Source organism: Nonomuraea sp. NPDC051298 (genome assembly GCF_055586305.1).
Map to the genome: position 1 here is coordinate 737,718 of NZ_JBVJIM010000003.1, position 14,778 is coordinate 752,495.

Consider the following 14,778-nt stretch of genomic DNA (forward strand, 5'->3'; position numbering starts at 1 on the left):
GCTCGGAGCTGAGCCGCTAGTAGATGAGTTCGTACGCGCCGGGCCTCACTCTCCGGGTACGCGCCCAGTACTCGAAGGTGAAGCCCGGCCAGATCGTCCGGTTCACGCCGTTCTCGTCCAGGTACCAGGAGTGGCAGCCGCCCGCGTTCCAGACCAGCGGGTCGAGCCGCCGGCGCAGCCGGTCGTTGAACGCCCGCTGCGCCTGCGGCCGGACGTCCACGGCCCTGGCCCTGGTGCGGGCGAGCAGGCGCAGGCACTCGATCACGTGGCGGACCTGCGACTCGATCATGAACACGACCGAGGTGTGCCCGAGGCCGGTGTTGGGGCCGAGCAGGAAGAACAGGTTGGGGAAGCCCGAGGTGGCGATGCCGTAGTAGCCCTCGACGCCGTCCTTCCACGCCTCCTGGATGCTCACCCCGCCCCTGCCGGTGATGCGCCGGCCGGTGAGCGCGTCCACGACCTTGAAGCCGGTGCCGTAGACGATCGCGTCGGCCTCGTGCTCGACCCCGGCGGCGTCCACGAGCGAGCGCTCGCGGACCTCCACGACGCCCTCGGTGACCAGCGTGACATTCTCCCTGGCCAGGGCGGGGTAGTAGTCGCTGGAGACCAGGATGCGCTTGCAGCCGATCAGGTAGTCGGGGGTGAGGGCGGCGCGCAGCCCCGGGTCGGGGACCTGGGCGCGCAGGTGGCGGAGCGCGAGCCGTTCGTGGGCCTTCATCAGGCGCGGGTGCACGGCGAAGCCCAGGGCCCGGCTCTCCAGGGCCCAGTAGACGCCGCCGCGCAGGGCCCTGGCCGCGCCGGGCGCGCGCAGCAGCCGCCGGGCGGCGGGGGAGAAGGCGAGGTCCGGCTTGGGGTGGATCCAGGGGGCCGTGCGCTGGAAGACGGTCAGGTGGCGGACGACGGGGGCGAGCCGGGGGACGAACTGGACGGCGGAGGCGCCGGTGCCGACGACGGCGACGCGCCTGCCGGTCAGGTCGGCGGAGTGGTCCCACCCGGCCGAGTGGAAGGCGGGGCCGGTGAACGACTCCCGCCCCGCGACGTCGGGAAACTTCGGGAGGTGGAGGGCGCCGATCGCGGCGACCACCGCCTTCGGGCGCAGGACGTCGCCGTTCTCCGTGGTGAGCGTCCAGTCGCGGGCGGCGTCGTCGTACTCGAGGGAGGCCACGCGCCTGCCGTACCTGAGGTGGGGGGTGATGCCGTACTTGGCGGCGCAGGTGCGCAGGTAGTCCTGGATCTCCGCCTGCGGCGAGAACATCCGCGACCAGTCCGGGTTCAGCGCGAACGAGTACGAGTACAGGTGTGAGGGCACGTCGCACGCGCACCCGGGATAGGTGTTGTCCCGCCAGGTGCCGCCCAGCTCGGCGGCCTGCTCCAGGACGAGGAAGTCGTGGAAGCCGGCCTCCTTGAGCTTGACGGCCATGCAGATCCCGGCGAACCCGGACCCGATGATCACTATCCGCGGCTCACCCACTCGACCTCCCGGGGGCGTGCGCTTATTGGATGAAAATCCAATATAGTGATCGTGCCTGACCGCGGTCCAGCGTTCTGTCCCGGGAACGACGAAGACCCGCCACGGCCTCCGCGGCGGGTGATGCAGTCGGCTGCTACCGGACGGCTACTGGAGCAGCAGGAAGGCGGCCACGCCGATGATCACGATGGCGACGACGACCGCGATGATGGGCACGAGCGGCGACTTCTTGGGCTTGGACACGGCCGCCTCCTGCTCGCGAGCGTTCGCGAACGCGCGGAAGGCCTGGGTGTTGCCCGCGGGGTCGATGTGCTGGTCAGACATGGCCAGCAGCCTAGCGTCATTGCCTGTGCCGTTTGTGTCTTTTGGCGGGATCTGCGGGGCGGGCTGATTACGGGACCGCCCCACCGGCCGGATAGCTTTGAAGCATGCTGAGGACCCTGCTCTCACCCCGGCTCATGGGGCTGCACCTGCTCACGACAGGGGTCCTCGTCGCGTTCATCCTGCTCGGGCGCTGGCAGCTCGGCGTCTTCCAAGATTCGGGAAAGCCGCACGCCTCCACGGATCCCGGGCCTGTCGCGGTCGCCACGCTCGCCCAGGTGGGGTCCCAGATGACCGGCGAGGCGGTGGGCCGCAGAGTCACGGCCGAGGGCGTCTACGAGGCCGGGCGTCAGCTCCTGGTCGCCGACCGGCGCGCCGACGTCGACGCCCCCGGGGGCAACGTCTCGCGCGACGACGGCTACTGGGTGCTCACGCCGCTCCGGCTCGACGACGGCACGCTCATGCCCGTCGTACGCGGCTGGGTGGCCAAGGCCGACGACCCGGCGGTGGCCTCGGCGCCGCAGGGCCGGGTCGCCGTGGCCGGGCGGCTACGGCCCCAGCAGGGCACCGACAGCGTGCAGCGGCGCGCGGAGGGCCTGCCGGCCGGCCAGGTGCAGACTGTCTCCACGGGCGAGCTGGTCAACCTGTGGACCGGCCAGCGGGTCCGCACCGGCTATGTCGTGGCGCAGCCGCCCTCCGGCTCGCTGACGCAGGTCAAGGTGGCCCCGCCGGTCGTGGGCGGCACGCTGACCTGGCGTAACCTGGCTTATGCCGCCAACTGGTGGATCTTCGCTGGATTCGCCGTCTTCATGTGGTTCCACTTCGTCCGCGATGCCGTGCGGGCGGACCGGGACCGCGGCACGTCGTCCCCTGAGATGGTTCTGGAAGGTTAACGGTGGAATCGGCTCTCAAGCCCTTCCGGGTGCTCGCGTACGCGGTGGGTGTCATGCTCCTCGTGCTCTGCGTGGCCATGGTGCTGCGCTACGGCTTCGGCGAGGCGTCCATGTCCAAGGTCATCGCCCCCATCCACGGCGGGCTCTACATGATCTACCTGATCGCGGTGATGAATCTGGGCATGAAGGCGCGCTGGACGTGGCCGTACATGCTCGGTGTCATGCTCGGCGGCACGGTGCCCTTCCTGTCGTTCTACGTCGAGCGAAGGGTGACCCAGCGCGTGCAGGCGGCGCCGGCCGCGGCGGGGGCCTGAGAGCCGGGCCCTCGGGCCCCGCCGCCGACGGGGTCAGTGGCCGGTCAGTGGCCGATGCCGCGCTTGCGGGCCCTCTTGAGCCGCTCGCGCTGCGACGGGTCGAGCATCAGGTAACCCACGACCGGGGCGGCGACCACGCCGAGGACGACCAGCAGGGTGACCCAACCGGGCAAGAAGATCAGCGAGAACAGGACCGCGACGCCCGCGCCGATGGCGTACTTCTGGATTGGAGACATCCGCAACTTCCTCCGAACGCGGAGCCCACGCCCCGCCTCTCCCACATTCTGCGTCGCCTGTCCAACGTGTGAACCCACCGCCGTGGTTCCATTCGCGATGTATCGCAATCGTTGCGCCCGTCGCCGGGCCTCTCCGCCCCTTTGCCCCGGATCTACGTGCCGCCCTGTTCGACGACCGCCAGCAGGTCGAGGCGGACCTCGTCGAGGGTGGGACGTTCCAAGGGGTCACCCGCCAGGAGCCGGAACAGGACCGGGGCCAGTGTGCCCGCCCGCGTCAGCGACGCTCCGGGCGCGGGCGGATGGCCCTCGACGGCGGCGAAGAGCGTGGCCCCGAGCGACCACAGGTCGGCCGCCTGGGTGACGGCCCCCTCGGGGGCGGTGTAGGCGGGCAGCGTCCCCGACCTCGGCAACGGCGTCAGCCGCGCCCGCCCGCCGGCGTCCACGAGGAGGTTGCCCGGCTGCACCCCGCCGTGGAACTCGCCCAGCTCCGCCAGCCGGTCGAGCACCGCCAGCCCGATCGCGGCCACCTGGGCGGGCGGCAGCGGGCCCGAGTCCTCGATGACCGCCTCCAGCGGCCGGTCCACGGCCAGTAGCTCGAGCGTCTCGCGTACGACCTCCGTCGGGGGCGGCCCCGACGGGTGCAGCATGGCCCGCAGCAGCGACCTGAACGGGTCGGCCCCCGCCGCGGGCACCTGACCGGGCGGCCGGCCCTCCACCGCGAAGTGCAGCGTGGCGGCCAGCGACCACAGGTCGGCCGAGGGCAACATGCTGAGGCTGGGGAACCCGAACCCGCTCAGCAGCGCCCGGCCGGTCGTGGTGAGCAGCACGTTGCCGGGATCGACCCGCCCGTGCACGATCCCCGCCTCGTGCGCCGCGGTCAGCGCCGACAGCACGCAGACGCCCACCCTCGCCGCCTGCGGGACGGGCAGCGGGCGGCGCGAGCGTACGGTCTGCTCCAGCGAGGCCCCGGAGACGAACTCCATGACCAGCCACGGAGCATGGTCCTCGAACAGTACGTCGAGCACCCGCACGACGAACGGGTGCCGCAGCCCGGCGGCCCTGCGCGCCTCGAACAGGGCCGCGTCGCGCAGCTCCGGAGGCACCCGCAGCCGCCTGACCGCGACGTCGCGGTGCTCCACCTCGTCGAAGGCCAGGCGTACGGAGCCCGAGCCCAGGGAGTTCAGCAGGCGGTAGCGACCGTTCAGCTTCCTGGTCTCACCCATGTCGGAACGCACGATAGCGCCAGGACACCGCCGAGACCACGGGGCGGCCCATCACGCGGAGCGGCCCGTCAGCCAGTTCTCGTGGGCCTTGTTCACCTTGCGCCACAGCTCGTCCTTCTCCTCGGCGCTCACGTCGTCGAGCGGCAGCAGGAAGACGTCCGCCAGGGCCGCGTAGTAGTCGCGCGAGGTGTCCAGCGTCACCGAGTGCGCGCCCGCGCCGAGCCGGGTGAGGTGCAGCCCGCGCGGGCTGTCCACCCCGTACGCGTCGCGCCGCTGGACCGCCGCCACCCGCACGAAGCCGGACTCAGGAGACGTGGTCAGATGGCGATGCATACCGGTGAACGCCGACATCTCCGCGGGCTCCATGGCGAAGTCCATGCCGTCGAACGAACCGTTCGGGTCGTGGTCGAACCGCCACCCGCCGGGCGCGACCTCCGAGGCGCGCAGGGCGTACTGGAAGGGCCCCTGCCGGTACGTGCCCGCCACCAGCGGCAGCGGCTCGTGCAGCGCGTCGCCGAGCCCGACGTCCACCAGCCACTCGCCGCCCGGGTTGTCGCCGGAGGGCAGGCCGCGCACGGTCAGCACCAGGTGGCTGGCGTCGACCTCCGGCGCGCCGCCCCGCTTCTGCACGCCGCCGACGTGCCGGACCACGTCGTAGCCGAGCGCCCCGGCCAGCGCGAAGAACGCGCCGTTGAGGTGGTAGCAGTAGCCGCCCCTGCCCCGGATGACGCGCTCGGCGGACTCCAGCGGATCGACGGTCGTGGACCGGCCGAGCCAGATCTCCAGCGCCTCGTACGAGACCTTCTCGACGTGGGCCCGGTGGAGAGCGCGCAGGCCGTCGGCGCTGACGGGCAAGGGGAGCGGATCGGGCAGGCCGAGCCGGCGGAGGTATCCAGCGGTGTTCACCCGCCAAGTCTGCACTGTTTGTGCACGAATTTAGGAGTGTCGTCTGCACAGGCCGCTTCTAGGCTTTCGTACGTGGCAGAGCAGCGACGCATCCTCGTGGTCGAGGACGATGTGACGATCGCGCTGGCCGTACGGAACAGGCTGGCCGCCGAGGGCTTCGACGTCAGGGTGGCCGGCGACGGGCAGGACGCCCTCGTCCAGTACGGCAACGCGGAACCGGACCTGGTGATCCTCGACCGGCTGTTGCCCGGTCTCGACGGGCTGGAGGTCTGCCGCAGGATGCAGGCGGCCAGGCCCGTGCCGGTGCTCATGCTTACCGCGCTCGGCGAGGAGACCGACGTGCTCGTCGGGCTCGGGGTCGGGGCCGACGACTACCTGGCCAAGCCGTTCAGCATGCGCGAGCTGGTGGCCAGGATCCACGCGCTGCTGCGCAGGGTGGAGCGGGCGTCCCAGCTCGCGGCCGAGGACACCGTGATCAGGGTGGGCGAGGTCGAGATCGACACCGCCGCCCGCCGGGTGTTCGTCCGCGGCGCGGAGGCGCAGCTCACCAGGACGGAGTTCGACCTGCTGCGCCGCCTGGCCGAGCGGCCGGGGCAGGTCTTCGAGCGCGACCGGCTGCTGTCGGACGTGTGGGGCTTCTCCGAGGCGGCCGCCACCAGGACCGTGGACAGCCACGTCCGCGCCCTGCGCCGCAAGCTGGGCTCCGACGTCGTACGCACGGTGCACGGCGTCGGCTACGCCCTGGTGCGGCGATGAACCCGCTCGACTTCCTCGGCCGGATCAAGGTCAAGCTCGGCATCGTGATCGTGCTGGCCGTGGGGACCGCGTTCGTGGTGAACGAGGTCGGCATCAACGCCGGCCTCTCCCGCGAGGTGCGCATCGCGGTCGCGGTGGTCCTGGCGCTGATCATGGTGCAGGTGCTGGCCATGGGCATGACCAAGCCGCTGCGCCAGATGGCCCGCGCCGCCCAGACCATCGCCAAGGGCAGCTACACCCTGCGCGTCAACGCCACCTCGCGGGACGAGGTGGGCGAGCTGGCCAGGGCGTTCAACGCGATGGCGGCCGACCTCGGCGAGGTGGACCGGCAGCGGCGCGAGCTGGTCGCGAACGTCAGCCACGAGCTGCGCACGCCCATCACCGGGCTGCGCGCCGTCCTCGAGAACGTCGTGGACGGCGTCTCCGCCGCCGACCCCGGCACGATGCGGACCGCGCTCGCCCAGACCGAACGACTCGGCCGCCTGGTGGCCCAGCTCCTGGACCTGTCACGGCTGGACTCGGGCGTGCGCCTGATCGAGGCCGAGGCCGTCGAGCTGGCCCCGCTGGCCGAGCAGGCCGTGCGGGAGGCCGCGCTGGCGCGCGAGGACGTGGTGCTGCGGCCGCTCGTCCCCGGCGGCCTGGCGGTGCGGGCCGACCCCGACCTGCTGGCGCAGGTCCTGTCCAACCTCCTCGACAACGCGGTACGGCACAGCCCGCCCGGCGGCGTGGTGACCGTACGCGGGCAGGCGGACGGCTCAGGGATCCGGCTCACGGTCGACGACCAGGGGCCCGGCATCCCGTCCTCGGCCAGGGGGCGGGTCTTCGAACGCTTCTCCCGGCTGGACGCGGGCCGCGCGGCCGACTCCGGGGGCGCGGGGCTGGGGCTGGCCATCGTGAAGGAGATCGTCGAGCTGCACGGGGGATCCATTCGCATCGACGACTGTGCCGGGTGCCGGATGGTCGTCGAATTACCAGGGAGGACGACGATGACGGACGTGCCCTTGCAGGCCGAGCACGGCACGGGGGACGAGGGCACGGCGGGGGAGCCCGCCGACGCACCCGTTCCCGCGAGCACCACAGGGGTGACGGCCCTCACTCCCGCGCCCGCACCCGCGCGCCCGCCCGCGCCCGTGCCCGCTGCGGCTGCGGCTGCGGCTGCGGCTGCGGCGGTCGGCGGTGCCGTGACCGTGGAGCAACCCGTCGGGCGGCCCGCCGCCCAGGTCACGCCCGCCGGCGTCCCGGCCCCGACGATCGGCGCCGCCACGAACGTCCTGCCCGCCCCGGCGGGCACCGCCGTCGCGGGTGCCGTCGGGGCGGCCGCGGGGCCCGTCGGCGCCGGAAGTGCTCCGGGTCCCCTCCCGGTGGGGAGCGCGCCTTATGGAGTGCCGGTGGCGCCGGGCGCCTCCGGGGGAGGCGGGGTGTGGGCCAGGTTGATCGGCGGCGGGGTCATCGGCGTCATGGCCGGGTTCCTGGTCGGCATGTTCGCCGCCGTCCTGGCCAGCGTGATGGTCGGCGACGGGTTCGCGCTCGTCACGCTCGTCGGCTGCGTCGCCCTCATGGGAGCCGTCGGCGCGGCCCTGGGCGCGGGCTCCGGCAGGCGGGCCGCCGCGGCGGCGTACGAGGCGACGGCGCCGTACCGGGGCCAGGCCGGGCCGCCCCCGCCCTACGTCCCCCCGCCGCTCTTCCCCAGACCCGAGCTGCCCGAGCCGCCCCGGTGGCTGTTGCCGGCGGCGGCGGGGGCGGGCGTGTTCGCCGCCGTGGCGCTGCCGGAGGCGCAGATCGGGCTGGGCATAGTGCTGGTGGCGATGGTGCTGGGCGCGGCGGCGCTGCCGGCGGTGCGGCGGCGGATGACGCCGTGGACGCTGGCGTTCGGGGCCACGGCGTACTGGCTGATCTCGATGGCGGCGGTGCGCGACGCCGACTGGCTGGTCGCGATCCTGCTCGTGGCGGGGGCCGGGCTGGGCGGGCTGGCGGTCTCCGGCGCGGGAGGCGGCTGGCTGGGCGTGATCAGGGGCGGCGTGTCCGTGGTGCTCGCGCTCGGGCCGGTGCCGTGGTTCCTGGCCAGGCCGGTGAAGCGGCTGACCGCGCGGCGGCGCGTGCTGCCGATGGTGGCCGCGCTGGGCATCACGGCGGTGCTGCTGCTGGTGTTCGGGCTGCTGTTCGCCTCGGCGGACGCGGTCTTCGCCGCCTACGTGGAGCGGCTGACCACCGCGCCGGACTGGGTGGAGTCCGCGCCGGTGCGGATCTTCCTGTTCGCGCTGTTCGCGGTGCTGCTGGCCGCCGTGGTGCTGGTCGCGCTCAGGCCGGTCGTCGACCCCGTGGGGCCGGACACCAGGTTCGGGGTGAGCAGGAGCGTCTGGCTGGTGCCGCTCACGGCGGTGAACCTGCTGTTCGCCTCGTTCGTGGCGGTGCAGATCACGGCGTTGTTCGGCGGTGACACGCTGGTGGTGAGGACGGCCGGGCTGACCTACGCCGAGTACGCCAGGCAGGGGTTCTTCCAGCTCGTCGTGGTCAGCGTGGTCGTGCTGGGGATCGTGGCGGTGGCCGCGGGCCTGCTGAAGGTCGGGCGGCGCGAGCGCTGGCCGCTGGCCGTGCTGCTCGGCGTGCTGTGCGGGCTGACCATGGTGGTGCTGGCCTCCGCGCTGCACCGGATGAACCTCTACACCGACGCCTACGGCCTGTCCCGGCTGCGCCTGTCCGTGCAGGCCACGGTGTGGTGGCTGGTCACGCTGTTCGCGCTGGTGCTGGTGGCCGGTGGCGCGCGCATGGCGGGGCGCGGGAGCGGCTGGCTGCCCCGTACGGTCGTGCTGGTCACGGGCCTGAGCCTGGGCGCGTTCGCGGTCGTCAACCCCGACCTCCAGGTGGCGCGAACACAGGTGCAGGTACGCGGCCCCGACAAGATGGACTCCGACTACCTCGGCGACCTCGGCGCGGAGGCGGTGCCGGCGCTCGACCGGCTGCCGGAGCCGCAGCGCAGTTGCGTGCTGGCGGCCGTGGTCGAGGCGAACGGGCTCGCCGAGCCCGACCCGTGGAACGGCTGGAACCTGGCCCGCTCCCAGGCCCGTGACCTGCTGGCAGTGCGGCCCGTGAAGGAGGCCGCGGACTGCGGCCCGGCCTACTCCCGCCGCTCTGATTGAATCCTGGGGTGAGCTTCGACGTAGTCATCAGCGGCGGACGGGTGCTCGACGGCACGGGCGCCCCTCCGTTCCGCGCGGACGTGGCGGTCACCGGCGACCGGGTGGCGGCGGTAGGCCGACTTGACGGCGCCAGGGCGGGCACCGTGATCGACGCGACGGGGCGGTTCGTCGCGCCCGGCTTCGTCGACTGCCACGCCCACGGCGACGCGGCCGTGTTCGACCCCGCCGTGCAGCGGGCGGCGCTGCGGCAGGGGGTGACCACGTTCGTGCTGGGTCAGGACGGGCTGTCGTACGCGCCCGGCTCCGCCGCGACCGTGGCCTTCGTCTCCCGCTACTTCGCCGCCGTCAACGGCGCGCTGACCGAAGGGCCGCTGACCGTGGGCGAGCTGCTCGACGGCTACGACCGGGCGGCGGCCCTGAACACCGCCTACCTGCTGCCCCACGGCACGATCCGCTACGACGTCATGGGCCCCTCGCCCGACCGGGCGGCGTCCGGCGACCTGGCGGCGATGGTCCGCCACGTCGAGCGGGGGCTCTCCGAGGGCGCGGTCGGGCTGTCGAGCGGGCTCGAATACCTGCCGGGCCGCTACGCCGACGCCGAGGAGCTGGCCGCCCTGTGCGCCCCGCTCGGCGGGCTCCCGTACGTCACCCACATGCGTGCCTACGGCGCGAAGGCCGGGACGGGCATGGAGGAGGTCGTGGAGATCGCCGGGCGTTCGGGCGCGGCCGTGCACGTCTCCCACCTGCACGGGCCCGCCGACGTGCTGCTGCCGCTGGTCGAGCAGGCGCTCGGCAAGGGCGTCGACCTCACCTACGACACCTACCCCTACCTGCGCGGCAACACGATCCTGGCCATGGCCGCGCTGCCGCCGTCGGTGCCGGGCGCGGACCCGGGCCCGGCGCTGGAGATGATCGCCTCCGGCGCGCTCGACGCGTGGTGGCCGACGCTGTCCGGCCTCTGGCCCCGGCTGACCGTCTCGCACGCCCCCGGGCTGGAGTGGGCGGAGGGGCTGACCATCGTGGCGGCGGCCGAGCGGGCGGGGGTGGAGCCGGCCGAGTTCTGCCGCCGGCTGCTGACGGAGACGCGGCTGGAGGCCGGGGTCGTCATCGCCCGTCCCGACGAGGGCCCGCACGGCGAGGAGTCCGTACGCCGGATGCTCCGCCACCCCTCCCAGACCGGCGGCTCCGACGGCATCTACGTCGGCGGCCACCCGCACCCGCGCGGGCACGGGGCGTTCGCCAGGTTTCTCGGCCGGCACGTCAGGGAGCTGGGCGACTGGACGTGGGAGCAGGCCGTGACGCACCTGTCCGCCCACCCCGCGCGGCGCTTCGGGCTGGCCGACAGAGGGCTGCTGCGGCGCGGGTTCGCCGCCGACGTGGTGGTGATCGACCCGGCCACGGTGGCCGACCTGGCCACCTACCAGGCCCCGCGCACGCTCGCGGAGGGGATCGACGACGTGCTCGTCTCCGGCGTACGCGTGCTGGCGGGCGGCGAGCTGACCGGGGCCACTCCCGGGCGCGCGCTCCGGCCGTGAGCGCACGCCCGTCGAGACAGCCGTTGAGATAGGGTCGGACGCGGACGAAGGGGGTGTTGTGCCGGCGATCCTCGGCCAGTCGGTCTTCGACGGCGAGCTCGAATTTCCCGCGATGGTGGTGCACCGCGACGCGCTGGAGCACAACATCACCACGATGGCGGCCTTCGTCCGCGACCACGGCATGGAGCTGGCCCCGCATGCCAAGACGCACATGTCTCCCGAGATCGCCGCGCGGCAGCTCGCCGCCGGCGCGTGGGGGCTCACGGTGGCCACGCCCCGGCAGGCCGAGACGGTCAGGGGTTTCGGCGTGGGCCGGATCATGGTGGCCAACCAGATCGTCGATCCCGCGGGGCTGGCGTGGGCCGCCCGCGAGCTGGCGGCCGACCCGGAGTTCGAGTTCCTGAGCTTCGTCGACTCCAGGGCGGGGGTCGACATCCTGGCCAGGCACGCGGGCGAGCGGCCGTTCCGGGTGCTGGTGGAGCTGGGGCACGAGGGCGGGCGGGCCGGTTGCCGCACGCTCGACGAACTGCTCGAGGTGGCCGCGTACGCGCAGCGGACGCCGGGCGTCGAGGTGGCCGGGGTCGCCGGGTACGAGGGCGCGCTCAAGACCGCCGCCGAGGTCAGGAAATTTCTCGACTCGCTGGCCCAGGCCGTCGAGCACATCCGGGTCAAGAGCCCCATCCTGACCGTGGGCGGCAGCCAGTGGTTCGACGTGATCGGCCGCGAGCTGGTCGCCGCCCAGGCCCGGATCCTGCTGCGCAGCGGCGCCTACGTCACCCACGACGACGGCTTCTACCGCGAGCACACTCCGTTCAACCGCATCGAGGGCGAGCTGCGCCCGGCGCTGGAGGTGTGGGCGCACGTGTTGTCCACGCCCGAGCCGGGCATCGCCGTCGTGGGCATGGGCAAGCGCGACGCCCCCTACGACGAGGGCCTGCCGATCCCGCGCCGCGGCGGTGTCACCGTCGTGAAGATGCAGGATCAGCACACCGTGGTCCGCGCCACCGGGCTCAAGCCCGGTGACCTGCTGGCCTTCGGCATCTCCCATCCGTGCACGGCGTTCGACAAGTGGCGCGTGCTGCCGCTGGTGGACCGGGACTACCGTGTCGTTGGCACTGTAAGCACGAATTTCTAGGGAGATCAGGTGAAAAAGGAGCTAAAGACCACGGAGGGCGCCGCCCCGGTCGGCGCCTACTCGCAGGGGCTCGTGGTGGGCGACTTCGTCTACACCTCCGGCGCGGGGCCGCTCGACCCGCAGACCGGCGAGGTCGTCGGCGACGACGTGGCCGCCCAGACCCACCAGGTCATGCGCAACCTCGGCGCCATCCTGGCCGCGCACGGCCTCGGCTTCGACGACGTGGTCAAGTCCACGGTGCACCTCCAGCACCTCAAGCGGGACTTCAAGGCGTACAACGAGGTCTACAAGTCGTACTTCAACGCGCCTTACCCCGTCCGCACGACCGTGGGCTCGGAGTTGATGGACATCCTCGTGGAGATCGACTTCGTCGCGCACAAGAGCGCTTAGGGTCTGCGGGTGGACAGTTCGGTGTACGTCTTCGTCGAGGACCTGCGCGGCGAAGGCGTCGAACGGGTGCTCGACAGGATCAGCGGTTACGGCGTCTCCGGCATCACCGTCGGCGCCGTGCACCACTCCTCCATCGACGTCACCCCGCACGGGCTGTCCCGGCTGACGGTGCGCCACGACGGGGCCCACTTCACCCCGCCGCCGGAGTTGTTCGCCGGGCTGCGGCTGAGCCCCGTGCCCGGCTACCCGGAGGCTCTCGACGGGCTGCGCGAGGCGTGCGCGAGACGGTCCATGAAGCTCCACGGCTGGACGGTCTTCCTGCGCAACACCACGCTCGGCACCGAGCATCCCGACGTGACCGTACGCGACTGCTTCGGCGACCGCGGTTCGCTCACCGCCCTGTGCCCGGCCCACCCCGACGTGCGCGAATACTCCGTCGCGCTGGCCAGGGCGGTGGCCAGGCTGGGCGTCGACAGCGTGGTGGCCGAGGCGCTGCACTTCCGGCCGCTCAGGCCGCAGCGCTCGTTCGTGCCGCTCGGGCCGATGGACTCCTACCTGTTCGGGCTCTGCTTCTGCGACTACTGCCTGCGCCGCGCCACCGACCTGGGCGTGCACGCGGAGGTGGCGCGAGACGAGTGTGCCAGGATCGTGGGCGGGGTCTTCGACGGCGACCCGCCCGCGCAGGGCGAGGTGACCAGGGCGGCGCTGACCGCGTACGCCGGGCCGGACGTCGTGGCCTACGCCCGCGCGCGCTCCGAGACGGTCACCACGCTGGTGTCCGAGGTGTCCTCGGCGGTGGCCGAGGAGGGCTCGAAGCTGGTGTTCATCGACTCGACCGGGGCGGTCAAGGGCTACGCCGACGGGCTGCCCACGCCCGGCCTGGCCGCCCACGACGCCTGGCAGCTCGGCGTCGACCTGGTGGCGCTGGGCGACCTGGTGCCCGCGTTCGGGGTGCTGGCCTACGCGCGTGACGCGGCGCGGGTGGCCGACGACGTGGGGGCCTACCTGCGTTCCGTGGGCAAGGACCGGGAGGTGCGGGCGGTGCTGCGGCCCGGCTACCCCGACAGCGACTCCGTCGACCGGCTGGTGGCCAAGGCGCGCGGCGCGAAGGCGGCGGGGGCGCTGGCGGTCGACTTCTACGCGTACGGGCTGGTGCCGCACCCCGTGCTCGACCGCATCCCGGCGGCGCTGGCGGAGACCCGCTAGGCGGGGCCGGGCCCCCGACGGACGCCGTCGAGGACCGCCGAGACGGCCTCGGCGGGGAAGTCGTCGGCCACCCGCAGCCCCCGGAACACCGCCCGCATCCAGACCGCCCCGGCCAGCAGATCGACGATCAGCATCGGGTCGGCCGGCCCCTTCAGCTCGCCCCTGCGGGCCGCGCGCTCGAAGATCTCGCGTTCCCTGGCGAAACGGTCGGCGAAGAAGCGCCGCGCGTCCAGCTCGGGATGGCGGACGGCGGCGCCCAGCGCGGCCACGGCGATGTCGCTGCCCGGCGGCTCGGTCAGCAGCCGCCTGACGCCCTCCACCAGCGCGACCAGGTCGCCGCGCAGGCTCCCCGTGTCGGGCGCGTCGAAGCCCAGGACGTCGGACTCGACCAGCGCCGCCCCCAGCAGCGCGGCCTTCGACGGCCACCAGCGGTAGATCGTCGTCTTGTTGACGCCCGAGCGCTCGGCGACCCCCTCGACGGTCAGGCCGTCGTAGCCCTTCTCGGCGACCAGCCGCAACGTCGCATCGAAGATCTCCTGCTGCTTCCTCGGCGCCATGAGGCTCATTTTCTCCCGGCGAACGCCGTGGCCACGCCCAGCCCGAGGTAGACGACGCCGCTGACGTGACGCAGGGTCCTGGCCCTGGTGCCGAGGCGGCGGCCGAGGGTGCCGGCGGTGAGGGCGTACACGAGGTCGGAGACCAGGCCGAGGAGCAGCAGCGTGAGGCCGAACACCGCCACCTGGAGCGCGGGCGAGCCCGCGCCGGGGCGCACGAACTGCGGCAGGAACGCCAGGAAGAACAGCGCCACCTTGGGGTTGAGCACGTTGACCAGGATGCCTTCGAGGAACACCTTGCCCAGCGGCTGAGGTTGCGGCTCGGGCCCGCCGGGCTCCGCGTCCTTACCGGTGAACGCGCGGATGCCCAGGTAGACGAGATAGGCGACGCCGGCCCACTTGACGATCGCGAACAGCGTGGCCGACTGCTTGATCACGTACGACAGGCCCGCGGCGGCGGCCACGATGTGCACGAGCGTGCCGGTCTCCACGCCCAGCGCGCTCGCCAGGCCCGCCGCCCGGCCCTGGGCGATCCCTCTGGTGGTGATGTAGAGGTGGTTCGGCCCTGGGATGAGGACCAGCGCGAGCGAGGCCGTCACGAAGAAGGCAAAATTCGTGGGAGATATCACGAAAGAGCAGCGTAAGATGGTTTTGGTATGTCGGAGAGGGCCAATCTCGGCCCGCTTTTCCGGACCAATCCTCTG

15 protein-coding genes are annotated in these 14,778 nt (G+C 72.9%); 8 read left to right on the plus strand and 7 right to left on the minus strand.

The genetic code is table 11. From position 1 onward, the window contains the following. Positions 1 to 16: 16 nt before the first annotated feature. Entirely contained in the window at positions 17 to 1,471 is a 1,455-nt protein-coding gene (locus tag ACZ6S0_RS13470) for a flavin-containing monooxygenase (protein ID WP_465916073.1), read from the minus strand. 144 nt (positions 1,472 to 1,615) lie between these two features. After that, on the minus strand, positions 1,616 to 1,792 hold the full coding sequence (locus ACZ6S0_RS13475; RefSeq protein WP_465916074.1) for a hypothetical protein: 177 nt from the start codon (positions 1,790 to 1,792) through the stop codon (positions 1,616 to 1,618). 104 nt (positions 1,793 to 1,896) lie between these two features. Between ACZ6S0_RS13475 and ACZ6S0_RS13480 the strand changes: the two genes are divergently transcribed. Together ACZ6S0_RS13480 and ACZ6S0_RS13485 are read left to right on the plus strand one after the other, a co-directional pair. After that, the gene (locus ACZ6S0_RS13480) at positions 1,897 to 2,682 is read left to right on the plus strand and encodes an SURF1 family protein (protein ID WP_465916075.1); all 786 of its coding nucleotides are present in this window, start codon (positions 1,897 to 1,899) and stop codon (positions 2,680 to 2,682) included. Between the two features lie 2 nt (positions 2,683 to 2,684). Next, complete coding sequence (locus tag ACZ6S0_RS13485) at positions 2,685 to 2,996, plus strand: DUF3817 domain-containing protein (protein WP_465916076.1); 312 nt, start codon at positions 2,685 to 2,687, stop codon at positions 2,994 to 2,996. 44 nt (positions 2,997 to 3,040) lie between these two features. On the opposite strand, the gene ACZ6S0_RS13490 is transcribed toward ACZ6S0_RS13485, so the two are convergent. From ACZ6S0_RS13490 to ACZ6S0_RS13500, 3 genes are all read right to left on the minus strand, one after another. After that, the gene (locus tag ACZ6S0_RS13490) at positions 3,041 to 3,232 is read right to left on the minus strand and encodes a hypothetical protein (protein WP_465916077.1); all 192 of its coding nucleotides are present in this window, start codon (positions 3,230 to 3,232) and stop codon (positions 3,041 to 3,043) included. Positions 3,233 to 3,384: 152 nt separating this feature from the next. Next, positions 3,385 to 4,455, minus strand: coding sequence for a protein kinase domain-containing protein (locus ACZ6S0_RS13495; protein ID WP_465916078.1), 1,071 nt, complete (start codon positions 4,453 to 4,455; stop codon positions 3,385 to 3,387). A gap of 51 nt (positions 4,456 to 4,506) precedes the next feature. Next, complete coding sequence (locus ACZ6S0_RS13500; protein ID WP_465916079.1) at positions 4,507 to 5,361, minus strand: arylamine N-acetyltransferase family protein; 855 nt, start codon at positions 5,359 to 5,361, stop codon at positions 4,507 to 4,509. A 72-nt stretch (positions 5,362 to 5,433) separates the two neighbouring features. On the opposite strand from ACZ6S0_RS13500, the gene ACZ6S0_RS13505 reads away from it, so the two are divergent. From ACZ6S0_RS13505 to ACZ6S0_RS13530, 6 genes are read left to right on the plus strand one after another with little or no spacing between them, the layout of a single operon-like run. Next, the gene (locus ACZ6S0_RS13505; protein WP_465916080.1) at positions 5,434 to 6,117 is read left to right on the plus strand and encodes a response regulator transcription factor; all 684 of its coding nucleotides are present in this window, start codon (positions 5,434 to 5,436) and stop codon (positions 6,115 to 6,117) included. Then, positions 6,114 to 9,254: a DUF4153 domain-containing protein gene (locus tag ACZ6S0_RS13510; RefSeq protein WP_465916081.1), complete on the plus strand. Its 3,141-nt coding sequence runs from the start codon at positions 6,114 to 6,116 to the stop codon at positions 9,252 to 9,254. Before ACZ6S0_RS13505 ends, ACZ6S0_RS13510 begins: the two co-directional genes overlap by 4 nt. 8 nt (positions 9,255 to 9,262) lie before the next feature. Beyond that, on the plus strand, positions 9,263 to 10,789 hold the full coding sequence (locus ACZ6S0_RS13515) for an N-acyl-D-amino-acid deacylase family protein (RefSeq protein WP_465916082.1): 1,527 nt from the start codon (positions 9,263 to 9,265) through the stop codon (positions 10,787 to 10,789). Positions 10,790 to 10,847: 58 nt separating this feature from the next. After that, positions 10,848 to 11,924 (plus strand): alanine racemase, encoded by a 1,077-nt coding sequence (locus ACZ6S0_RS13520; RefSeq protein ID WP_465916083.1) that lies wholly within the window; start codon positions 10,848 to 10,850, stop codon positions 11,922 to 11,924. Positions 11,925 to 11,933: 9 nt separating this feature from the next. Next, complete coding sequence (locus ACZ6S0_RS13525; RefSeq protein WP_465916084.1) at positions 11,934 to 12,314, plus strand: RidA family protein; 381 nt, start codon at positions 11,934 to 11,936, stop codon at positions 12,312 to 12,314. Positions 12,315 to 12,323: 9 nt separating this feature from the next. Further along, on the plus strand, positions 12,324 to 13,520 hold the full coding sequence (locus ACZ6S0_RS13530) for a hypothetical protein (RefSeq protein ID WP_465916086.1): 1,197 nt from the start codon (positions 12,324 to 12,326) through the stop codon (positions 13,518 to 13,520). Here the strand turns inward: ACZ6S0_RS13530 and ACZ6S0_RS13535 are convergent. Both ACZ6S0_RS13535 and ACZ6S0_RS13540 read right to left on the minus strand, forming a co-directional pair. After that, positions 13,517 to 14,077, minus strand: coding sequence for a TetR/AcrR family transcriptional regulator (locus tag ACZ6S0_RS13535; protein ID WP_465916088.1), 561 nt, complete (start codon positions 14,075 to 14,077; stop codon positions 13,517 to 13,519). The two genes, ACZ6S0_RS13530 and ACZ6S0_RS13535, sit on opposite strands and share 4 nt — an antisense overlap. A 5-nt stretch (positions 14,078 to 14,082) precedes the next feature. Continuing rightward, complete coding sequence (locus tag ACZ6S0_RS13540; RefSeq protein WP_465916090.1) at positions 14,083 to 14,703, minus strand: LysE family translocator; 621 nt, start codon at positions 14,701 to 14,703, stop codon at positions 14,083 to 14,085. Positions 14,704 to 14,778: the final 75 nt, after the last annotated feature.